Raw genomic sequence first — 21,843 nt, 5'->3', positions numbered from 1 at the left:
TCCCGTTTTCGGCATGCGGTTAGCGTTCCGTGGTGAAGCCGGACCAGGACATCGAGGAAGGGCGCGGTCGTATGCGTGCGGTGGTGTTCGAGCGGTACGGGCAGCCGGCCGAGGTGCGGGAGGTGCCGGACCCGGCGCCTTCCGAGCACGGGGTCGTGGTGCGCGTCGAGGCGACGGGGCTGTGCCGCAGCGACTGGCACGGCTGGATGGGCCATGACCCGGACATCGTGCTTCCGCATGTGCCCGGGCACGAGCTCGCCGGTGTCGTCGAGGCGGTGGGCGCCCGGGTGACCCGCCATCGGCCCGGCGACCGGGTCACCGCGCCGTTCGTCTGCGCCTGCGGCAGCTGCCCGTCCTGTGCGACGGGCGACCAGCAGGTGTGCGAGCGGCAGACGCAGCCCGGTTTCACGCACTGGGGGTCCTTCGCCCAGTACGTGGCCCTGGAGCACGCGGAGGTGAACCTGGTGACGGTGCCCGAGGAGATGTCGTTCGGTACCGCCGCGGGGCTGGGGTGCCGGTTCGCCACGGCCTTCCGGGCGGTCGTCCAGCAGGGCAGGGTGGCGGCGGGGGAGTGGCTCGCCGTCCATGGCTGTGGAGGCGTCGGCCTGTCTGCGGTGATGATCGCGGCGGCGGCCGGGGCGCGGGTGGTGGCCGTGGACGTCTCCCCTCAGGCCCTGGAACTCGCCCGCACGTTCGGGGCGGCCGCCTGCGTGGACGCCTCCGGCACCGAGGACACGGCCGAGGCGGTCCGGACCCTGACCGGCGGGGGCGCCCATGTCTCCCTGGACGCACTCGGCTCCCCGGCGACCTGTGCCGCCTCGGTGAACGGCCTGCGCCGCCGCGGGCGCCATGTCCAGGTCGGTCTGCTGCCCTCGCCCACCGGCACGACCCCGGTGCCCATGGCCCGGGCGGTCGCGTTGGAGCTGGAGATCCTCGGCAGCCACGGCATGGCGGCCCACACCTACCCGCCCATGATGGAACTGGTCCGCTCCGGCGCCCTGCGCCCTGACCTCCTGGTGACGTCCACGATTCCCCTGGACGCCGCCCCGGAGGCGCTGGCGGCCATGGGGACGGCCCCCGGCCGGGGGGTGACGGTGATCGAACCCTGGAGCTGACGGCGCCGCGTCCGTGTCTGTGTGCCGTGCCGACGGCCGAGTGGCCCGCTCCGGACGGAGCGGGCCACTCGGCGGAAGCGGCGGACGGGTCAGGTCACTCCCCGGCCACCACGGTTTCCGGGCCGGGCCGCCACCCAGGTCCGGACCGTGTCGGCGTACCAGAAGGGTCTTCCTCCCTCCACATGGTCGGGTGGTGGGAGGAGCCCGTGTTTTCGATAGGACCTCACGGTGTCCGGCTGGACCTGGATGTGTGCGGCGATCTCCTTGTACGACCAGAGGCTGCGGTCGGTCATCAGCAATACCTCCCCGCGCGCGCCACGGACGCGGCCGGGGGAGGCCGTCAGGGGGAGCCGGGCGCCGCGCTGGCGATCACAAAGCCTGTGCCCCCCTCAACGAAGGGCCTCGCGCGGCGGACAGGGGCTGTGAACCGGGTGTGACAGAAGACCCGCGTACACGAGACATGTGTGACAGAGGTGTGTTCTTTGTGACACAGGTGATGAAGAGCGCCGGGCCCACCGAGTGGCGCGCCGCCTCCGGGAGTGCTCCGGGCCGTACCCGATGCCGGCGGGCCGGAGCGCCCTCCGGGTACGGGAACGGCCCGGGGGCGGCACCCTGAGTGGGTGCCGCCCCCGGGCCGCGGACCGAAGGAGAGACAGGTGCGCACGGGGCGCGGGGCGCCGGGCGCCGCGGGGCGCCCGGCACCCGATGCGTCACCGGTGGGACGCGACCCGACCCCGGCGGTACAGGACGAGCCCGCCCGCCAGCAGGGCGACGCTGACCGCGGAGGCCGCGAGGATGCCCTCACCGCCGGTCTCGGCGAGGGCGGGCGTCGACTCCGCCTGCGTCCCGTCGTCGACCACGGGCGTGACGAGGTGCGGCTGCTGGTACTGCGGGGTGCCCTGGCTCGTCTGGTGATGCACGGGGACCGGGGCGGCCGGCGTGTGCTGGGACACGACGGGGCTCCTCGGGGCCTCGGCCGTGCCGGAGCCGTCGACGGGCGTGGACTGCGCCGGGACGGTGACGGCCGGTGGCGCGGGAGCCGCAGGAGCAGCCGGCGCGGTACGGCCGTTGCCGCAGGCGTTGCCGAACGCGGGGTTCAACGCGGCGACCACATCGACCGTGTTGCCGCAGATGTTGACCGGGACGTGCAGAGGGATCTGCACGGAGTTGCCGGACAGGACGCCCGGAGAACCGGCCGTGCTGGCTTCGGCACCCGAGTCCGCGAACACCGGGCTGCCGCACAGGGACAGGACACCTGTCGCGGCGGCTGCCGCGACCATTCCCCTGCTCAGGGTCTGTCGCAATCTACTTGTCTTCCTGCTGGTAGTAGTGGGAAAAGAGGGAAGGCCGGCCCTGGTGCCTCGTGAAGGGCAGTCCAAGGCCGGCCCTGACACAGCCGGACGGCCGGTGTAGATCAGCCGTGGCGACTATGGCGTCAGCTGTTCACGCACGCGTTGCCGAACGAGGGGTTCAGCAGCGCGATGACGTTGAGGGTGTTGCCGCACGCGTTGACGGGGATGTGCACCGGAACCTGGATGACATTCCCGGACAGGACACCCGGAGAGTTGACCGCGGAGCCCTCGGCACCGGAGTCGGCCATGGCCGGGGCGGCCATTCCCAGGGTCATGATGGCGCCGGCGACAACGGCAGCGCTCTTCTTGTGCTTCACGTGGTTTCCCTTCTGTGCGGTCGTGCCCCTGTGGCAGCAGAAGCCGAGCGGGCACAACTTGAACAGCCCGCCGCACGACCTGCATCTGTGAAACGAGGAATAGACGGCCGAAGCAACTCCCGAACCGGATACGCCCGGCAATTCACCCGAACGCCACCCCTGAATTCATACGGAAAACGCACAGTGACATCGACGCGTCCGGGTGCGGCCGAAGGCGGTTTCGGCAACGTCTGAACGCCCTTGGGGGACACGGTCCGACCTGGCGCGGACCTGTGTTCCCGCTCCCTGCGGACAACCCCGGAGCCCGGAATCCGTTGCGGTAATTCACCCGGTCGGGCCGCTCCGGGGAGACCAATTCGGCCGATCCGTGCAGGGAGCCGGAGCGCTCCGGACGGAACGCGGCCGTGGTACGGGGGCGCTCCGGAAAAAGACGGAAAAGGGAACGGCCCGGCGATGTGCACCGGGCCGTTCACGTACAGGGCGGGAGATTTCTAGGAGACGACGTCCTTGCGTGCGAAACCGCGGAAGGCCAGGGCGAACAGCACCAGCGCATAGGTGAGGGAGACGGCGGAGCCCTGGATCATGCCGGACCACTCCGGACTGGGCTGGACGGCGTCGGCCCAGGCGAACTGCCAGTGCGCGGGCAGGAAGTCGCGCCAGTGGCCGAGGGCGGTGACCGCGTCCAGCACATTCCCCACGATGGTGAGGCCGACCGCCCCGCCCACCGCGCCCAGCGGTGCGTCCGTCCTGGTCGACAGCCAGAACGCGAGCCCGGCGGTGACCAGTTGGGACACGAAGAGGTACGCCACCACGACGGCGAGCCGCTGGGCGGCCGTGCCCGGGGCCAGGGCGCCGCCGGTGGGGATCTCCAGCGGCCCCCAGCCGTAGGCCGCCGTACCCACCGCGAGCGCGACCACCGGCAGCAGCACCATGGCCGCGAGGCTCATCCCGAGGCCGACCACGAGCTTGGACCACAGCAGCCGGGCGCGCGGGACGGGTGCCGCGAGCAGATAGCGCAGCGAGGACCAGCTCGCCTCGGAGGCGACCGTGTCCCCGCAGAACAGGGCGACCGGGATGACCAGCAGGAACCCGGCGGAGACAAAGAGGTTCACCGCGGCGAAGTTGGCACCCGAGGCGGTCGCGGTGTCCATCAGGGTGATCCGGCCGTTGCGGCCGCCCGGTTCACCGCCGATGGCGAAGGCGAGGACCAGGACGAACGGCAGCACGGCCAGGATCGCGCCCATCACGAGCGTGCGGCGCCGCTTGAACTGCCGGGCGAGTTCCACCCGCAGCGGCAGGGTGCGCCGGGCCCGGTACCCGTCGGCCGTCTCCGCCCGCTCGGCGACCGTGCTCATGCGGAACCTCCGATCAGGGTGAGGAAGGCGTCCTCGAGACGCCGATGGGGACCGAGCGAGGCCACCGGGACATCCAGCCGCACCAGCTCGACGAGCAGCCGGGCGGCAGCCGGGGACCCTCCCGCGGCCGGCTCGGCGGCACCGTCGACGGAGGCGTCGGCCCCGGTGCCGGTCCCAGCGGTGACCGGCCCGGTCGGGCACTCGGCCGGGGTGAGCGGGTTCCCCTCGTCTTCAGGGGACGTACCCGGCCCGGCTCCGACCTCGACGGTGGCGCCCGGACCGGTGCCGACCACGGCCGGGGTGGACCCGGCGGTGTCCGCGCCGATGACGACCGGCGCGGGGGCGACCGGCCGCGCGTCCGGCGCCAGGCGTACCAGCAGACCGCCCGGTGCCCGCACCGCGGAAGACACGCCGGGCAGCGCCGCCACCTTCTCCACCAAGGGGTCGGGGACGGCCGCGGCCAGGCCGACGAGCAGGGTGTCGCCGGAGCCCACGATCTCCTCCACCGGACCCGCCTGCACCAGGCGTCCACGGTCCATCACCACCAGATGGGTGCAGGACTGTTCCACCTCGGCCAGCAGATGGCTGGAGACGATCACCGTGCGGCCCGCCGCCGCGTACCGGATCATGACCTCGCGCATCTCGCGGATCTGTGGCGGGTCCAGACCGTTGGTCGGCTCGTCGAGGATCAGCAGATCCGGCAGGCCGAGCATCGCCTGTGCGATGGCCAGCCGCTGCCGCATGCCCTGGGAGTAGGTCCGCACCGCGCGGGCGAGTGCCTCGCCCAGCCCCGCGATCTCCAGCGCCTCGTCCAGATGCGCGTCCTCGGGCGGGCGGCCCGTCGCGCGCCAGTACAGCTCCAGGTTCTCCCGGCCGGACAGATGCGGCAGGAAGCCCGCGCCCTCCACGAAGGCCCCGACCCTGGACAGCACCGGCGCACCCGGTCGGATCGCACGGCCGAAGACCCGGATCTCCCCGCCGTCCGGCTTGATCAGACCCATCAGCATGCGCAGGGTCGTCGTCTTGCCCGCGCCGTTGGGCCCCAGAAGGCCCAGTACCTGGCCCTTCTCCACGCGGAAGGAGAGGTCCCGCACGGCATAGCGGTCCGAGGAGCGGGCGTAGCGCTTGCTCAGGCCGGTGATCTGGAGCGGGACCTCGGTCAGCGCGGGGTCGGGCGCCGGTGCCGTCGTACGGCGGCGGCCCGTCAGCAGCAGCGCCAGGGCGATCACCGCTCCGCCGAGCGGGAGCCACCAGACCCAGGAGGGCAGCGAGGCCGCCGCGGTGGTCACGCCCGGTGCCGTCGGCACCTCCAGCGCGCTCTTCAGGGACACCGTGTAGTCGGCCGGGGCCGCCGGGGAGGCATAGCCGAGGTCCGTCGAGGCGAGGACCAGCCGCAGCCGGTGGCCCTTGCGCACCTGGTGGTCGACGGCGGGCAGGGTGAGAGTGACGTCCTTGCCGTTCTTCGCGCCCGCCACCCGCACGGGGGCGACCAGTTGCGCGGGCAGCACCGGCTGGGTGCCGCCCGGGCCGACGTCGTACACCTTTCCGAAGAGCACGGCGTCGTCGCTGGTGGACGTCACATGGACGGTCACGGTCGGCGATCCGGTGATCCGCAGATCCTCGGGCAGGGGCCGGGAGTCGAAGTGCGCGTACTGCCCGGGGAAGTCGAGGGAGACCCCGACGCCCAGCGACGACAGCTGGGACAGCCCGCCGGCGCCGCCCAGACCGGGCAGTGCGGAGATCGCGGGCGGACTGGCGCCCGCCGGGTTCACGAAGCGCTGCTCGCGCCCGCCGAGTGCGACCGTCCGCAGCCCGCCCTCCAGACCGGGATAGGCATCCGAGCTCGCCCCGCGCAGCAGGGCCGCGCCGTCCGTGGAGTCGACGCCCCCGGTCCGGGTGATCCGGAAGGCGGGGCCGGTGTCGACTCCCTTGTCGCCCTTCAGATAGCGGTCGAACCAGGCTGTGACACGGGCCTGGACGCGGTCCGTCTCCATGTCCCCGCCGTCGTGGCCGCCCGCGATCCAGTCGACGTCCACGGGCGCGCCGTTGGCCCGGATCGCCTTGGCCGCGGCGTCCGCCTGGCCGAGCGGGAACAGCGAGTCGGACTGGCCCTGCAGCAGGAGCGTGGGCACCTTGATGTGCTCGCCGGCGGCGGACGGGGAGCGCGCCTGGAGCAGGGCGCGGGCCTGGGCGTCGGGCTTCCCCGACTCGGCGACCCGGTCGTACATCCGGCACAGCTCGGCGGTGAAGTGGGCGCAGCCGCCGCCGGAGTTCATGAAGACACCGGCCCACAGCTTCTTGAAGACGCCGTTCGGGAACAGGGCGTCCGCGAGGTTCCAGTAGGTGATCGCCGGGGCGATGGCGTCCACCCGGTGGTCGTACCCGGCGGCGAGCAGGGAGACCGCCCCGCCGTAGGAGGCCCCGGCGACGCCCACGCGCGGGTCCCCGGGACCGTCGAGCCTGACCTCGGGGCGTTTCGCCAGCCAGTCGATGAGCCTGGAGACATCGGCGACCTCGCCCCCGGGGTCGTTCAGCCCGATCTTCCCGGTGGACTTCCCGAAGCCGCGCGCGGACCAGGTCAGTACCGCGTATCCGTCCCCGGCCAGGTCCTCCGCCTGCTGCCGGACGTCGTCCTTGCTGCCGCCGAAACCGTGCGCCAGCAGGACGGCCGGGCGGCGGCCCGCGGCGCCCGAGGTGAAGTACGAGGTGTCGATGCGCACCCCGCCTCCCATGTCCAGGACTCTGTCGGCGCGGTGCACGGGCGGCGTGTCGTCGGAGGCGACGGCCGTCCAGGTGCCGGCGCCGGCCAGCGCGAGGACGGCCGCGGCCACGGCGGCCACCACGCCCCGGCGCGGCCCCCGGACGGAGGGCAGGCGAAAGATCATGCATCAACCGTAAGGGCCGCCGCCGGCAACCGGGGCAGCCGCCGGGCTGAACTCGGGGCCCTCCCAGGGGCGTACGGACCCTCCGGGCGCGTACCGCGATCGTGGTACGCACCCGTTCGGGGGACGGGCCCTCATACGGCACTAGGACCGGGCGTCCTCCGGGATCGACACCAGCCAGCGGGTGTCGCGGCGCGGGCGGAGGTAGAAGATCCAGTACAGGGTGGCCACCGCCGTGATGCCGCCCGTCCGGAGCAGATGGACCGCCTCCTGCCGGGTGAGCACATACACCAGGACCGCGATCAGAAAAAAGAGGGGCCGTCCGCATACCGGACGACCCCTCCCGAGCCCGATCAGGCCCTTGAGTCCACTCTCAGTGGTTGCGCGGGAACCCGAGATCCACACCCGCCGGAGCCTCGGAGGGGTCCGGCCAGCGGGTGGTGACCACCTTGCCGCGGGTGTAGAAGTGGGTGCCGTCGTTGCCGTAGATGTGGTGGTCGCCGAAGAGCGAGTCCTTCCAGCCACCGAAGGAGTGGTAGCCCACCGGGACCGGGATCGGCACGTTCACGCCGACCATGCCCGCCTCGATCTCCAGCTGGAAGCGGCGGGCGGCACCGCCGTCCCGGGTGAACACCGCGGTGCCGTTGCCGAACGGCGACGCGTTGATGAGCGCGACACCCTCCTCATAGGTGTCGACGCGCAGCACACACAGCACCGGGCCGAAGATCTCGTCCTGGTAGGCCTTGGCCGTGGTCGGCACCCTGTCGAGGAGCGAGATCCCGATCCAGTGGCCGTCCTCGTGGCCCTCGACGGTGAAGCCGGTGCCGTCCAGGACGACCTCGGCACCCTCCGCCGCCGCGCCCGTCACATAGGACGCCACCTTGTCCCGGTGCACCTTGGTGATCAGCGGGCCCATCTCCGAGGTGGGGTCGTTGCCGGGACCGATCTTGATCTTCTCGGCGCGCTCGCGGATCTTCGCCACCAGCTCGTCGCCGACGGAGCCGACGGCGACCACCGCGGAGATCGCCATGCAGCGCTCGCCCGCGGAGCCGTAGGCCGCCGAGACCGCGGCGTCAGCCGCCGCGTCCAGATCGGCGTCCGGCAGGACCAGCATGTGGTTCTTGGCGCCGCCCAGGGCCTGGACGCGCTTGTGGTTCGCGGAGGCCGTGGTGTGGATGTAGCGGGCGATCGGGGTGGAGCCCACGAAGGACACCGCCTTGACGTCCGGGTGCTCCAGCAGACGGTCCACGGCCACCTTGTCGCCGTGCACCACGTTGAGGACGCCGTCCGGCAGACCGGCCTCCGACAGCAGCTCGGCCAGGCGCATGGACGCCGACGGGTCCTTCTCGGAGGGCTTCAGCACAAAGGTGTTGCCGCAGGCGATGGCGAGCGGGAACATCCACATCGGCACCATCGCCGGGAAGTTGAACGGCGTGATGCCCGCGACCACACCCAGCGGCTGCCGGATCGAGGACACATCCACCCGGGTCGCCACCTGGGTGGACAGCTCGCCCTTCAGCTGGACGCTGATGCCGCAGGCCAGATCGACGATCTCCAGGCCGCGCGCCACCTCGCCGAGCGCGTCGCTGTGCACCTTGCCGTGCTCGGCGGTGATCAGCTCGGCGATCTCGTCCCGGTGGGCGTCCAGCAGCGCACGGAACCGGAAGAGGATCTCGGTGCGCCTGGCCAGCGAGGACTGGCCCCAGGTGAGGAACGCCTCCTTGGCCGCCGCGACGGCCGCGTCCACCTCGTCCACGGTCGCGAAGGCGACCTTGGTGGTGACCGCGCCGGTCGCCGGGTCCGTCACCGGACCGTAGGTGCCCGACGCGCCTTCGACGGTCTTCCCGCCGATCCAGTGGTCGACGATTTTCGTCATGCCAAGAACTCCTTCACAGATGGCGGCGTCGGGTCGAGACGTGCCGGTCGTACTCCTCGCGCGCCGTGACCGCCGACGGACGGGTCGCGGTCTCGGCCACAGGTACATCCCACCAGGCCTGCGCCCCGGGCGCGCCCGACAGAGTGTCTGCGGTTTCGGTCTCCACGTAGACACATGTGGGAGTGTCCGCCCCGCGCGCCTCCGCGAGGGCGCCCCGCAGGTCACCCACGGTCCGCGCGTCGCAGCCCTGGTGGAACGGCATGACGTCGCAGTGCTCCGGCAGCGCCTGACGGACCCCCGCGACATTGCCGTGGCCGAGGACGCCCCAGGTCATCGCCGTTCCTCCGTACGATCCGGGCCGCGCACCCGGCGGACGCGGATGCCGCCGCCGCGGCCTTCGACGGGAACCTCCGGCGCGGGGCCGTAGCGGGCGGGGAGTCGGCGCTCGCACTTCGCTCCTGCCAGGGCGAAGCGGCCTCCCGCGCCGGAGGCGATCGATGCCCGGGCGTCTCGGGGCGCGCACGCGAGGCCGGAGACCCCCACGAACACGGGCTCCCCGCCCGGGAGTTGACATGAGGGGTGCGAGCCGCGGGGGGTGTGCGGGCCGGCGGGCATGTCGACGCCGCGCGGCACGAACTCCTCGAACTCCACCATCGAGTTCCCCTCACCTCGGTCGGCTGTCTCAAGGTCTAGCCGCGCCGGGGGAGCCCTGTCAATGTTTTGTCCGGACATTCGGACGACAGCTCCGGAGGGGGCCGCTCCGGGGGAGGGGCCCGGCCCGTTCCCCAGGTGGTCGGCCGGTCCCTGACCTGCCCGTTCGGCCCGTCCGGCGGGCCGGTCCCGACCGGGGCGGCGAACGACTCAAGTGTGTCGAAGGTGTAAAGCGAGACGATTCCGGAGATCACCCCATCGGAGGTGTAACCAGGGCGCGTGCCTCGCAGTTGACTCAGCGTCGGGCATTCCGCCCGGTTGTTGTGACGATCCCAAGGAGCACCTCTCCATGTCGCGTATCGCGAAGGGCCTGGCCCTGACCTCCGTTGCCGCTGCGGCCGTGGCGGGCACCGCCGGCATCGCTGCCGCCGACAGCGGCGCCAGCGCCGCCGCCGACAACTCCCCGGGCGTCCTGTCGGGCAACGTCCTTCAGGTCCCGGTCCACGTCCCGGTCAATGTCTGTGGGAACACGATCGATGTCATCGGTGTGCTGAACCCGGCGTTCGGCAACTCCTGCAGCAACGCCTGAGCGGACTCTTCCGACCGGCCGCCTTCCCCCCGGGGGAGGGCGGCCGGTCGCCCGTCCGGGGTTGCCCCGAACGGGCGAACCGGGTTTCCGTGCCTGTGAGCGGGGCCCTCAGCAGGGACGACAGCAGCGACACCGGGCCGGCACGGCCACCGCCTATGTTCGAACGGTTGCACGTGGCGGTGTCTCCTTCCACGGTGAGCACGAAGCACCGGGCTCACGAGGAAGGAAGACTCATGCGTGATCTGCCTGCGTGGCGCCTCGTCTCCTGCACCCTGTGTGCCGCCGTCGTTCTCGCGGCGACCGGGCCGACAGCCCTGGCGGCCGACCGTTCCCCACGACTCCGCACGCATCCGACGACGGCACCCGTCCCCGGGAAGGACCCGCTTCCCGCGCGGGGCCACGGGATGGACGGCGCCGACGATGTCGCACCCCCGGTCGCCGATCTGCTCAGAGCCGTGCTCCGAGCGGACAACGGCCGGATCTCAGCCGACGAGGCGTCGAAGCTCGGCAAGGCCGTGAAGGACGCCATCGCCAAGGTGGACACGTCCGCGCCGACGGCCTCGGCCGAGCGGTCCCGGGGCGACGGTCTCGCCCGTCTGCGCGAGGCGGTCGACCGGCTGATCGCCGCGGCCACCTCGGACAACTCCCGCCAGGTGCTGCCGTCGGCCATGGGACTGCTGGACGGACTGGCCGCGGTGATGGCCGGTGACCTGTCCGGCACCGCGCCCTCCGGGCGCTCGGACTCGTCGTCACCGTCCCGTCCGGCCATCTCGCCCCGCACCACGACGCCCAAGGCCTCGTGACCTCGACCCGACCCGTACGGAATCCGGCACGTCTTCCGGGGTTTCCGGGGGCCGGGGGGCTCGTTGTCCAGGGCGTACCCATCCGCCCGCGGCGACAGACACCGGTCGCCGGAGAAAGGAACACGATGAAGCCCCTCAAGGCCGCCGCCGTCCTGGCCGGATCCCTGGCCGTCGCCGGTATCGCCGCCCCCGCCTTCGCCGACGACGCCTCCGGCACCGCCTCCACCGGCCTCAACGGCGCCCTGGGGACCATGACCGGCCAGAAGAAGATCGACGTCCGTCACCTCACCCACCGGACCGGCGGCCTCGACACCGAGAACAAGAACTCCGTCCTCGGCACCGTGAAGACCGCCACGACCTCCCTCAACCGGCAGGGCGGCACCGCCCGGCTGCTCGGCGGGCTCCCCGTCCGGGGCCGCTGAACTCCGCGGCAGCCCGTCCCCGGTCGTGCCGGTGCCCCGGACCCTGATCCGATCAGGGTCCGGGGCACTGTCTGTCAGGACGCCAGGACTTCAGGACGTCAGGAGCGCTTGGCGAGGCGGGGCCCGTCCGAGGCCATGAGGTCGCGCCTCCTGCCCTGGTCCCGGACGTCGACCCGGTCGAGGGTCGAGCAGTCCCGGCTGCGGGAACCGGCCGCGCAGTTGCTGCCCTGCGCACCGGAGACCACCCGGTTCACCAGCCTCCGGTCCCCGGAGGAACGCCGCTGGACGGTGACGGAGAAGGTGATGGTCGCCGTCTGTCCCGGCCTGAGCGTGCCCACCCAGTGCAGTCGGGGCTCGGCATAGCTGACCGTGCCGGTGGTGGCGTCCATGTCGCCATTGAAGCGTGCGTCGTCCAGCACCCCGGACAGGTTGTCGGTGAAGCTCGCCGGCCTGGCGGAGGTGTAGGCCACCGTGCCGGTGTTGCGGACCCTGATGGTGTACCGGACGGTGTCGCCGCGCCTGATGACCCGGGGTGCCTTCACCGACTCGGTGATCCTCAGATGACGGGCCGCGGTGCTGCCCGTGTTGTTGCGCGGGTTGGGGTCGACGTCATTGCCGTGTACCACGGCCAGGTTCTCGACGCCGTTGAACCTCTGGTCCGCGGTGCCGGTCACGGTGATCGTGGAGCTGGCGCCGCTCGCCAGCGCGCCTCCGGTGCAGGTCAGCACACCGCCCGAGATCGTACAGCCCGGGGTCGAGGTGGTGGGGTTGAGCAGACGTGCGGGCAGCCGGTCGGTGACGGTCCAGCCGGTCGAGGCGTCCGGGCCGTTGTTCTTCACCGTGATGGTGTACGTGACCGTCGCACCCGGGGCCGCCGAGGTGGGACCCGTCTTGGTGAGCTGAAGGTCGGCCCGGATGCGGGGCGTGACCGTGGTGTGCAGGGTGCTCGTGTTGTTGCTGTGGTCCGGGTCGAGCTCACGGCCCTGGACCGTCACGGTGTTGTCGAGCGCGGTGACCCGGCCCGCGGTTCCGGTGACGGTGAACGTGACACTGGCGCCGCTCGCCAACGGCCGTCCGGTGCAGGTCAGTACACCCCGGGAGATCCTGCACCCCGAGGACGCGCGGGCGTCGCGCAGACCCGACGGAAGCCGGTCGACCACGGCCCAGTCGGTCGCGGTGTTCGGCCCGTTGTTCGTCACCGTGATGGTGTAGGTGACCCTGTCGCCCTCCTCCACCGTCGCGGGTCCCGTCTTGGCGACTTGCAGGTCCGCCAGCCGTCCGGAGATGGCGGTGGTGGCGGAGGAGATGTTGTTGCTCAGGTTCGGGTCGGGTTCGAGACCGATGACCGTCGCGATGTTCTGGATGTGCGTGAAGTTCGGGCCCGCCATGCCCGTCACGGTGATCGTGGAGCTGGCCCCGGCGGCCAGTGGCCCTCCGACGCAGGTCATGACCCCGGCCCCGAAGGTGCAACCGGGAGTGGAGCTCGCGGGGTTGAGAAGTCCCGCCGGAAGGTAGTCGGTGACGGTCCAGCCGGTCGAGGTGCCCGGGCCGTTGTTCTTCACCGTGATGGTGTAGCTGACCGAGCCGTTCGGCCGCACCGCCGTCGTACCCGTCTTCACCACCTGAAGATCGGGGCCGGTCTGATGTGCTCGCGTCTGCGCGGGGGAGTGTGACTTCTTCGCCTGGGCGACGGAACTGCTCGGGGCGGCGACCGCGGTGGCGGACGCCGTGCCCGAGACCAGCGCGGTCATGATGCTCACAACGGTGAGCGCCGACAGCGCGCCGACGCGCCGGGCGCCAGGTCGCATGTCGTTGGCTTGACTCACGAGGGTTGACCCTTCATGCCGTAGGCGCACCACAGCCGGCGCCCGAGCGCCCGCTGCCGAATGCGGCCTGTCGGAAGATTGCAGCTGAAGAAGAGCACATGTGCTGTTTATCGGTCGGCGATGGCGCGAGCGCCGTGAAGTTTTTTAGCTCCAATGGAGTCGGCGAAAAGCAGACGTATTACGGCCGTTCCATGGCGCCCCGGGAAGGAAAAGGGAAACCGGCGGGATCCGGCCGGACCTGGGCATTCGGTGTCGTCCGCGCCGAAACGGGCGAACGCATGCGCGGGGCGACGCCCGCCGGGGGCTGCGCCTGGGGCGAAGGATGCGAGAGGTGTGCGGTCCCGTGCTCGAAGCGGAGGCGGATCCGATGGCGTGAACGACACGGCCCGCGACGCCCGGACGGGCGGCTCCCGGGCCGGGAGAACGGGCCCTGGTGAACGGTCGTCGGCGTCGTCGCCGGCCTTGGATACGCGGAGCGCTTGGCCCGGCACCGTCCGAGGAACGGACCGCGTCGCGGCAGCCGGGGGGCTTGAGGCTTTTCCCGCAGGTCAGATGGTGTGAAGCGCCCCCGGCAGGACTCGAACCTGCGGCCAAGCGCTTAGAAGGCGCCTGCTCTATCCACTGAGCTACGGGGGCCGGTGTGGTGGCCTGTCGTGGTGCCCGGGTGTGGGCCGATCCTGACCTTACCGGGACAAGGATAGGGGTCCCTGGACCTCGTCCCTGATGCTTCGCCTCCGTGGCTCGATGTGGAGGTTCAGTGAAGCGGTCCCGATAATCGCAGGCAGGTGCGAATCTCGCATCGCTTTTGACGTCTCGCGCCCCGGGTGTTGTGCACTCGTTATGCCTGTGTCCTGGTCGCACCTTCCGTCCCTTGTGTCCCGTCGGCGCGCAGGCGTCCCCATATGCTTCATAAAGCCTCCGAAATTGGGCATTCTTCGCATGTGGTGACCTTGGATGTACGGCCCCGGCTGCTCGACACACTCTCCGCTCTGCGCGACCGTGTCGCCGCCGCACGCTTTCCGCTGCCCCTCATGGGGGCTCCACGCGCGCGTGCCAACCGCGACGAACTCCTCGCACAGCTCGACGACTATGTGGTGCCCCGGCTGAGAGAGCCCGAAGCGCCTTTGCTGGCCGTCATCGGCGGATCGACCGGGGCCGGCAAGTCGACCCTCGTCAACTCACTGGTGGGGCGGAAGGTGAGCGAGGCGGGCGTGCTGAGGCCCACCACCCGCACGCCGGTCCTCGTCTGCCACCCCGAGGACCACCACTGGTTCAGCGGCATGCGCGTCCTGCCCCATCTCACCCGGGTCTGGGTACCCCATCAGGAGCCCGGCGACGATCCGTACGGCGTCGTCGGGAACGAGGAGCGGGTGCTGCGCATCGAGACCGCCGACACGCTTCCGCGCGGGCTCGCCCTGCTCGACGCACCGGACATCGACTCGCTGGTCGCCGACAACCGGGTCCTCGCCGCCGAGCTGATCAGCGCCGCCGACATCTGGGTCCTGGTGACCACCGCCGTCCGCTACGCCGACGCCGTGCCCTGGCATCTGCTGCGGACCGCCAAGGAACACCGGGCCACCCTGGTCACGGTGCTCGACCGGGTGCCGCACCAGCTCGTGTCCGAGGTGTCACGGCAGTACGGAGCCCTGCTCACCAAGGCGGGGCTCGGCGAGGTGCCCCGCTTCACCGTGCCCGAACTGCCCGAGTCCGCCTGGGGCGGGGGGCTGCTGCCCGCCACCGCCGTCGCGCCCCTGCACGCCTGGCTCACGCATCTGGCGCAGGACCCCGAGGCCCGGGAGGCCACCGTGACCCGTACGGCCTGCGGAGTCCTCGACTCGCTCAGGTCCCGGGTGCCCGAGCTGGCCGGTGCGGCCGCCGCCCAGTACGCCGCCGTGCTGCGGCTGACCACGGCCGTCGACACCGCGTACGAGGGCGAGTGCACGCGGGTGCGCAGCCGTCTGGACGCGGGGGACGTGCTCGCCGGGGACGCTCTGAAGCGGTGGCGGGGCTACCCCCTGGACAGCAGCGCGGGGGAGCTGCTGGACGCCCTCGTGGACAGCCTGGGCTCCCTGCTGCTGTGCGCCGTCACGGCCGCCGACGAGCGCATCGACGACGCCTGGCGGCGGGAACCGGCGGGCGGAGCCCATGGGCTGACGGACCATGACCCGACGTCGGAGAGCGCCGAGCACCGTATCGGGATGACCGTACGGCGCTGGCGGCGCGTTCTCGAGGAGTACGCCGAGGACTCGGTGCGCGGCCTGGACCGGAGCACCGCCCCCGACGCCGAGGCGGTGGCCGCTCTGGTCGCCACGGCGCTGCTGGGCGGACGCCGGGCGGGAGCGGCAGGTGAAGAGCTCGCCGAGCGGATCGGCGCCCAGGAGGCGGTGCGGCTGCGTGAGCGGGCGACACGACTGCTGTCCGAGTACCTCGACCGGGCGCTGCGCACGGAACGCGAGCGCCGTCTCGCCCCCCTGGATGCCCTCGACGTCCATGCCGAGCCCCAGGCCGAACTGATCGCCGCGCTGTCCGTACTGCAGAAGGAGAGGTGACCGCGGTGACTGCCGTCACTGACCGAACGGATCACGACGAGCACTCCCGGGAGGAGCCCCCGGACGAGGCGGTCGCCACGGCCGGGGAGCGACCCGAGGCCGGGCGGGGCGGCGGCCTTCTCCGCGCGACGGGCGGTGACGGTGAGCATCCGCGCGGGGAGCGGGCTCCCGGAGCGGCCGGCACGACGAACGCGGCACGCGTGGAGGGGGATGGCGGCAAGCGGCCCGATGCGGACCCGGCTGCCGGGGAGGGACCACGCGCGGCGGCTGGGGCTGGGGCGGTGGAGCGGGACGAGCACGCGTGTGCGGCGGGAGACGTCCGGCGCGGGTGCGCCGATGGCGACCTCCGGCCCCACCGGGCCGGCGGTGACGTCCAGCACCCGCGTGCCGACGGCGACTTCCCGGGCCTGCGCGCGGACGGCGGCCTCCCGCATCCACCCGCGGACGACGGCGCCGGCCCCGTGTGCACGGACGGTGACGGCGATCCGGCCCACCTGGAGGACGAGGGCCCGGCGGACCACGCCGGATCCGTGCCCCCCTGGGACGACGGACTGATCGCACGGCGTCTGCCCGGCACCGTCGTCCCACCGGAGGGGATCACGATCGTGGAGCCCCGCAGCCCGGTCGTACGACAGTCCGTGCCCCTCGCCTACGACGGTCCCCTGCGGTCCCGGCTGGACGCGCTGCGGGAGCTGGTGGGCCTCTCGCGCACTCGTCTGGACGGCCGTACGCTCGCCGAGGCGGGCCGGGTCCTGGACGAGGCCTCCGCGCGGCGCAGGCTCTCCGGGGAACACACGGTGGTGGCCATCGCGGGCGCCACCGGCAGCGGCAAGTCGACTCTCTTCAACGCGCTCGCCGGTGTGGCCATCTCGGAGACCGGACTACGCCGGCCGACCACCGCGGCACCCCTGGTGTGCAGTTGGAGCGACGGCGCGGCCGGGCTCGTCGACCGGCTCGGCATCCCGGGACGGCTGCGCCGGCGCCCTGCGCAGGGCCCGGAGGGCGGGACGTCCCTGCAGGGGCTCGTCCTGGTCGACCTTCCCGACCACGACTCCGCGGTGGTGGAGCACCGGGAGCAGGTCGACCGCGTCCTGGCCCTGGTGGACGCCGTGATCTGGGTGGTCGACCCGGAGAAGTACGCCGACGCCGTCCTCCACGAGTGCTATCTGCGCCCCATGGCCGGGCACGCCGAGGTCATGTTCGTCGTCCTGAACCAGGTGGACCGGCTGCCCGGGGAGGCCGCCGAGCAGGTGCTCGACGATCTGCGGAGGCTGCTCGACGGGGACGGGATCGCCCTGGGCGAGTACGGCGAGCCGGGCGCGACCGTGCTCGCGCTGTCCGCCCTCACCGGGGACGGCGTGGGCGAACTGCGCGAGGCGCTCGGTCAGTTCGTGTCCGAGCACGGGGCCGCGGCGCGCCGTGTCTCCGCCGATGTGGACGCGGCCGCGGCCGGGCTGCGGTCCGTCTGCGCCACCGGGGGGCGCGGCGGGCTCAGCGAGGAGGCGCGGGAGGAGTTCAACGGGGGGCTCGCGGAGGCGGTGGGCGCCACCGCCGCGGGCGAGGCCGCCGAGCGCGCCTGGCTGCGCAACGCCAACCGTGCGTGCGGCACGCCCTGGCTGCGGTTGTGGCGGTGGAACCGGGCCCGGCGCGAACCCTCCACGGGACGGTCCCTGGTAGCGGCGCCCGCCGATCCGGAGACCACCGCGCGCCAGTGCGTCGAACAGGCCGTACGGACGGTGGTGGAGCGGGCCGCAGTGGGTCTGCCCAGGCCCTGGGCCCAGGCGGTGCGGGAGGCCGCGGTACGGGGCGCGCAGGGGCTGCCGGAGGCCCTGGACGAACTGGTGACGGACACCGTCACGCCGCCGCGGCGCCCGCCCCGGCCCGGTTGGTGGCCCGCCGCCGTGCTGGCCCAGATGGCGATGACGCTCCTTCAGGTCGTCGGGATGCTGTGGCTGCTGGGTCAGATCGTCGGGTTCATGGCGCCGGACTTCGGGGTGCCGGCGCTGCTGATGCTGACCGGGGTCGTCGGGGGGCCGGCCGTCGAGTGGAGTTGCCGGCTGGCGGCACGGGGCCCGGCCCGGCGGTACGGGCTCGACGCGGAACGGCGGCTGAGAGAGGCGGCGGCCGGATGCGGGCGGGCCCGGGTGCTGGATCCGGTGGCGGCGGAGCTGCTGCGGTACGGGGAAGTGCGGGAGGAGTACGCCAAGGTCACGGGGGCGGGTGCGGGGGCGCGTGTGAGGTGAGGGCGGTGAGGGCGGTCCGGGCGTGGGCGTGGGGCGGGCCGGGTCCGCGGGCGTGTGGCGGGACGGGGCGGAGGTGCCCGTTCGGGTGGCGCGGTTGTCCACAAGCAGGCGGTCGCCCACAGCGCTCAGCGGGCTCGGGCCGACGGAGGCAGTCTGATCTCGCGGCGATCACGGCACACGCGGTCGTCGTACCGGCGGCGGTGGTGCGACCGGCATGACCGCCGCGGCAGACGCAGCCGTGCGGGACGGACCCGTACGCGTTCCGTCCCGGCGGGCGTGCCGGGCGAGGGAGGGAAGCCGTATGAACGAGACCGTGGTGTGCGTGGTCGGCAATGTCGCCACCCAGCCGGTGTACAGGGAGTCGCCGACCGGTCCCACCGCGCGGTTCCGGCTGGCGGTGACGACGCGGTATCTGGATCGCGAGAAGAACGCGTGGACGGACGGGCACACCAACTTCTTCACGGTGTGGGCCCGGCGTTCCCTGGCCACCAATGTCGCCGCCTCGGTGGCCGTGGGCGATCCGCTCGTCGTCCAGGGGCGGTTGAAGGTGCGGACGGAACAGCGGGACGGACAGGGCTGGCTCTCGGCGGACCTGGACGCGGCGGCGATCGGCCACGATCTGTCGCGGGGCACCTCGGCCTTCCGTCGGTCACAGAGGCCCGAGACACAGACCGGGATGCAGACCGAGGGGCAGACGGGCGCGACCGGGGCGCCGCCGCGGCCGGAACCCGACTGGGAGACGGTGCCGGCCGAGCGCCCCGAGGACATCGAGCGGTCCGGGACCGAGACCCGGCCCCGTCCGGAACCGGCCGGAGTGATCTGACATCGGGGTGAGGTTTCACCCGTCTCGCCCGAACCGACACCTATCGCCCCTTACCTCAACCGATGTCCGGACAGCACCCAAGTAACCGGATGATAAGCGCAGTTCACAGGCCCTGTGGGCGATAACGATTGCGAGTCGGATCGGGCGTCCGGCCACATGATCGGCGGGAGGGGTTTCGCCGCCTCCTTAGGATGCCGGGCATAGCTCTCGGAGTTTCTGATTCTGCTGGCGGGACCGTCCCCCCATGTCAACGCGTCCTGCTCGAAAGGGAATTCGGTGTTTTCTTCGTTCTCTGCGTCGTCCGTGAGTGAGCGAGGGGCCGCCCGCCTCGTCGCCGCGGCGTTGGTGTCCGGACTCGTCGGGGTGGGTCTGCTGACCACCGCGGGGGCGGCGGTCGCCGACGAGACACCGCAGAACGAGGCCGGGGCGGCCGCGACCCTGGGCGGGCTCAAGACCTACGGCACCGCCGTCGTCCACGACGGTGACATGGACGAGCAGGTGCCCGCCGGTCTGTTCGAGATGTCCGTGGACAACGGCGGCACCCTGCAGACGTACTGCATCGACATCCACAACCCGGTCCAGAAGGACGCCAGGTATCACGAGACGCCCTGGAGCGCCACCTCGCTGAGTGGCAACAAGAACGCCGGCAAGATCCGCTGGATCCTGCGCAACTCCTATCCGCAGGTGAACGATCTGGCCGCGCTTGCGGCCGAGGCCGGCGCCAAGGGCCTCACCGAGCAGGACGCGGCGGTGGGCACCCAGGTGGCGATCTGGCGCTTCTCGGACGGCGCCGACGTGGACGCGGTGGACCCCCGGGCGGAGAAGCTCGCGGACTATCTGGAGAAGCACGCACGCAACCTCGCGGAGCCCGCCGCGTCCCTGAGCCTGGTCCCGTCGGCCGTCTCGGGTCACCCCGGGGAGCGGATAGGCCCGGTCCGGGTGCACACCAATGCCGACAGCGTCACGGTGCGGCCGCCTGCGGACGCCACGGCGTCCGGGGTCAAGATCGTGGACCGGGCGGGCAAGGAGGTCACCTCCGCCGCTGACGGCAGCCGCGTCTACTTCGAGGTGCCGCAGAGCGCCCAGGACGGTTCGGCCGAGCTGACCGTGCAGGCGTCGACCACCGTGCCGGTCGGGCGGGCCTTCGCCTCCGAGACCCGCAGCCAGACCCAGATACTCGCCGGCTCCAGCGAGTCGACCGTCTCGGCGACGGCCACGGCCAACTGGGGTGACACCGGCGCGATACCCGCGCTGTCGGCCGAGAAGAACTGCGCCGAGGGCGGCCTGGACATCACGGCGGACAACCAGGGCGACGAGCCCTTCACCTTCACCCTGATGGGCGTCTCCCACACCATCGCCGCAGGCAAGAGGGAGACCGTGACGGTCCCGTTGCTGGAGGACCAGGCCTATGACTTCACCATCAAGGGCCCGGCGGGCTACGAGAAACACTTCAAGGGCGTCCTGGACTGCAGGACCGAGAGCAGCATGGGCGACCTGACGGTCCAGACCCTCAACGAGCCGAGCCCGGCGACGGTGGGCGGTATGGCGGCCGGAGACACCGACCTCGCCGAGACCGGCGCGTCGAACGCGACCCCGATCATCGCGGGCACGGCCATCGCACTGGTCGTGATCGGCGGAGCGGTCCTCCTCCTGCTCCGCGGAAAGCAGCCCACCCCGACACGCGACTGACCGCCCGCCCCTCACCCCCGCCCGGCTTCGGGGCCGGGCAGGGTCGGGGCCGGGCTGTTCCGCCCGCCCCTTTGACGTCAGCCGATGGTGACGACACGCGCCCAGGGCGGCGGGGCGTCCGGGACGTAGTCCGGGTCCTCCTCGTCCACCGCGCGGGCGGGACGGGGGAAGAGGCCGACAACGGTGCGGCAGGACGGCTGCGCGGAGGGCCACGGCGTCTGACCGTCCGTCAGGGCCACGATCACATCCGGGCGGGGCCGGGAGCGGAGCGCCCGGTCGAAACCGGAGCGCAGATCCGTTCCCCCGCCGCCGATCAGTGCGATGTTCTCCGCGCGGCAGAGCGGGACGGCGACCCCGGCCGCCGCGTCGCAGGAGATCACCGAGACCAGGTCGCGCCGCCCGCCCACCGCCTGCGCGATCGCCGCCACCTCCAGCAGCGCGCCGCCCAGCTCGGCGTCGCTCACCGACCCGGAGGTGTCGATCACCACGCAGACCCGGGGTGGCGTGCGGCGCAGGCTCGGCAGCAGCACCCCGGGGACACCGGCTGAGCGCCGGGACGGACGCCGGAAGCTGTGGTCCTCGCCCACCCCTGCCGCACCCGCCGCCGAACGGACCGCCGCCCCCAGCAACTGCCGCCACGGCTGCGGCGGATGGAAGGCCTCGTCCGCCCATCGGCGCCACCCGTCCGGTGCGCTGCCCGGCCGGCCTCTGATCCCCTCCGCGACCCGGAAGCGGACCGCGTCCCGTTGCTGCCTGCTCAGCCCGTGTGCCCCGTCGGGCCCCAGCTCCCACGGCCGGATCTGCCCGTCGGCGCCACTGCCGCAGTCCAGCCAGGCGAGGTCCGCGGTGAGCCCGGACATCGACGCCGTCCGCAGGTACTCCTCCATCAGCAGCCCGGCCGGCAGCCGCAGCAGCGACGGAAGCACGGCCCCGGAAGGCAGCGGAAGACCGTCACCGTAGATGTCGTCGTTGATCTCGAAGTCGGCGGCGATGTTCCGTCGCAGCCTCCCCCAGCCCGCGGCCGTGCCCCGCTCACCCGGCCTGTGCTCCTCGTGCTCCCGTGCGTACCGCTCGCCCCGCCCGTGGTGGTCCCGCAGCAGATGGGAGACTTCGTGCACCCATACGCCGGCCAGTTCCTCCACCGGGGTGCGTGCCACGAAGCCGGGGGAGACATAGCAGCGCCAGTGCGGGTCCACCGCCATCGTCGGCACCGAACGGTCCTCCACCACGTGCAGTGCGAAGAGCGCAGCGGCCAGGTAGGGACGGACCTTCACCGCATGCAGCCGGGCGGCCAGCAACTTCTCCATGTCCAGCGGGAGTACCGGCTGACCGGCCCGCTCGCCGTGACCGG

At 72.3% G+C, this 21,843-nt stretch carries 16 protein-coding genes, 1 tRNA gene and 3 pseudogenes; 8 read left to right on the top strand and 12 right to left on the bottom strand.

Going from position 1 to position 21,843, the window contains the following annotated elements:
- Nucleotides 1-71 precede the first annotated feature (71 nt).
- Complete coding sequence (locus CP978_RS12725) at nt 72-1,115, top strand: zinc-dependent alcohol dehydrogenase family protein (RefSeq protein ID WP_043440316.1); 1,044 nt, start codon at nt 72-74, stop codon at nt 1,113-1,115.
- Nucleotides 1,116-1,204: 89 nt separating this feature from the next.
- Here CP978_RS12725 and CP978_RS12720 read toward each other — a convergent pair whose 3' ends face one another.
- From CP978_RS12720 to CP978_RS12680, 9 genes and pseudogenes are all read right to left on the bottom strand, one after another.
- Nucleotides 1,205-1,408 carry a helix-turn-helix transcriptional regulator gene (locus CP978_RS12720; RefSeq protein WP_043440315.1) on the bottom strand — a complete coding sequence of 68 codons (204 nt, stop codon included), beginning with the start codon at nt 1,406-1,408 and terminating at the stop codon, nt 1,205-1,207.
- A gap of 417 nt (nt 1,409-1,825) precedes the next feature.
- Nucleotides 1,826-2,419, bottom strand: a complete 594-nt coding sequence (locus tag CP978_RS12715) for a chaplin (protein WP_043440313.1) — start codon at nt 2,417-2,419, stop codon at nt 1,826-1,828.
- A gap of 131 nt (nt 2,420-2,550) precedes the next feature.
- Nucleotides 2,551-2,742 carry a chaplin gene (locus tag CP978_RS12710; RefSeq protein WP_079162515.1) on the bottom strand — a complete coding sequence of 64 codons (192 nt, stop codon included), beginning with the start codon at nt 2,740-2,742 and terminating at the stop codon, nt 2,551-2,553.
- 533 nt (nt 2,743-3,275) lie between these two features.
- A complete protein-coding gene (locus tag CP978_RS12705) occupies nt 3,276-4,139 on the bottom strand; it encodes an ABC transporter permease (protein ID WP_043440309.1) in 864 nt (287 codons plus the stop codon).
- Nucleotides 4,136-7,024 (bottom strand): alpha/beta fold hydrolase, encoded by a 2,889-nt coding sequence (locus CP978_RS12700; protein ID WP_043440307.1) that lies wholly within the window; start codon nt 7,022-7,024, stop codon nt 4,136-4,138. Before CP978_RS12700 ends, CP978_RS12705 begins: the two co-directional genes overlap by 4 nt.
- Nucleotides 7,025-7,165: 141 nt before the next feature.
- A pseudogene (locus tag CP978_RS12695) lies at nt 7,166-7,327 on the bottom strand (amino acid permease); the annotation flags it as partial.
- Nucleotides 7,328-7,394: 67 nt separating this feature from the next.
- Nucleotides 7,395-8,897, bottom strand: coding sequence for a CoA-acylating methylmalonate-semialdehyde dehydrogenase (mmsA, locus tag CP978_RS12690; RefSeq protein WP_043440305.1), 1,503 nt, complete (start codon nt 8,895-8,897; stop codon nt 7,395-7,397).
- Nucleotides 8,898-8,910: 13 nt separating this feature from the next.
- A pseudogene (locus CP978_RS12685) lies at nt 8,911-9,135 on the bottom strand (3D-(3,5/4)-trihydroxycyclohexane-1,2-dione acylhydrolase (decyclizing)); the annotation flags it as partial.
- A gap of 122 nt (nt 9,136-9,257) precedes the next feature.
- Nucleotides 9,258-9,467, bottom strand: a pseudogene (locus CP978_RS12680) (5-deoxy-glucuronate isomerase); the annotation flags it as partial.
- A 430-nt stretch (nt 9,468-9,897) separates the two neighbouring features.
- Here CP978_RS12680 and chpG point away from each other — a divergent pair.
- The 3 genes from chpG (at nt 9,898) to CP978_RS12665 (ending at nt 11,362) form a co-directional block, all read left to right on the top strand.
- Nucleotides 9,898-10,137: a chaplin ChpG gene (chpG, locus tag CP978_RS12675; RefSeq protein ID WP_043440299.1), complete on the top strand. Its 240-nt coding sequence runs from the start codon at nt 9,898-9,900 to the stop codon at nt 10,135-10,137.
- A gap of 233 nt (nt 10,138-10,370) precedes the next feature.
- A complete protein-coding gene (locus CP978_RS12670) occupies nt 10,371-10,940 on the top strand; it encodes a hypothetical protein (RefSeq protein ID WP_052454095.1) in 570 nt (189 codons plus the stop codon).
- Nucleotides 10,941-11,065: 125 nt separating this feature from the next.
- The gene (locus tag CP978_RS12665; protein WP_043440298.1) at nt 11,066-11,362 is read left to right on the top strand and encodes a hypothetical protein; all 297 of its coding nucleotides are present in this window, start codon (nt 11,066-11,068) and stop codon (nt 11,360-11,362) included.
- A gap of 98 nt (nt 11,363-11,460) precedes the next feature.
- On the opposite strand, the gene CP978_RS12660 is transcribed toward CP978_RS12665, so the two are convergent.
- Together CP978_RS12660 and CP978_RS12655 are read right to left on the bottom strand one after the other, a co-directional pair.
- The gene (locus CP978_RS12660; protein ID WP_144401444.1) at nt 11,461-13,188 is read right to left on the bottom strand and encodes a DUF11 domain-containing protein; all 1,728 of its coding nucleotides are present in this window, start codon (nt 13,186-13,188) and stop codon (nt 11,461-11,463) included.
- A gap of 563 nt (nt 13,189-13,751) precedes the next feature.
- Nucleotides 13,752-13,824, bottom strand: a tRNA-Arg gene (locus CP978_RS12655).
- A 305-nt stretch (nt 13,825-14,129) separates the two neighbouring features.
- On the opposite strand from CP978_RS12655, the gene CP978_RS12650 reads away from it, so the two are divergent.
- From CP978_RS12650 to CP978_RS12635, 4 genes are all read left to right on the top strand, one after another.
- Nucleotides 14,130-15,737 carry a dynamin family protein gene (locus tag CP978_RS12650; protein ID WP_043440297.1) on the top strand — a complete coding sequence of 536 codons (1,608 nt, stop codon included), beginning with the start codon at nt 14,130-14,132 and terminating at the stop codon, nt 15,735-15,737.
- Nucleotides 15,738-15,742: 5 nt separating this feature from the next.
- Nucleotides 15,743-17,980, top strand: a complete 2,238-nt coding sequence (locus CP978_RS12645) for a GTP-binding protein (protein WP_079162514.1) — start codon at nt 15,743-15,745, stop codon at nt 17,978-17,980.
- A gap of 301 nt (nt 17,981-18,281) precedes the next feature.
- On the top strand, nt 18,282-18,803 hold the full coding sequence (locus CP978_RS12640; RefSeq protein ID WP_043440296.1) for a single-stranded DNA-binding protein: 522 nt from the start codon (nt 18,282-18,284) through the stop codon (nt 18,801-18,803).
- 276 nt (nt 18,804-19,079) lie between these two features.
- Nucleotides 19,080-20,492, top strand: coding sequence for a Cys-Gln thioester bond-forming surface protein (locus tag CP978_RS12635; RefSeq protein ID WP_079162110.1), 1,413 nt, complete (start codon nt 19,080-19,082; stop codon nt 20,490-20,492).
- 77 nt (nt 20,493-20,569) lie between these two features.
- Here CP978_RS12635 and CP978_RS12630 read toward each other — a convergent pair whose 3' ends face one another.
- Nucleotides 20,570-21,799: a vWA domain-containing protein gene (locus tag CP978_RS12630; protein ID WP_043448472.1), complete on the bottom strand. Its 1,230-nt coding sequence runs from the start codon at nt 21,797-21,799 to the stop codon at nt 20,570-20,572.
- Between the last annotated feature and the right edge of the window lie 44 nt (nt 21,800-21,843).

The sequence above is a fragment of the Streptomyces nodosus genome, assembly GCF_008704995.1.
GTDB lineage: Bacteria > Actinomycetota > Actinomycetes > Streptomycetales > Streptomycetaceae > Streptomyces > Streptomyces nodosus.
Note: the sequence above shows the minus strand (reverse complement) of the source record. Positions and strands in the feature narration are given on the sequence as shown.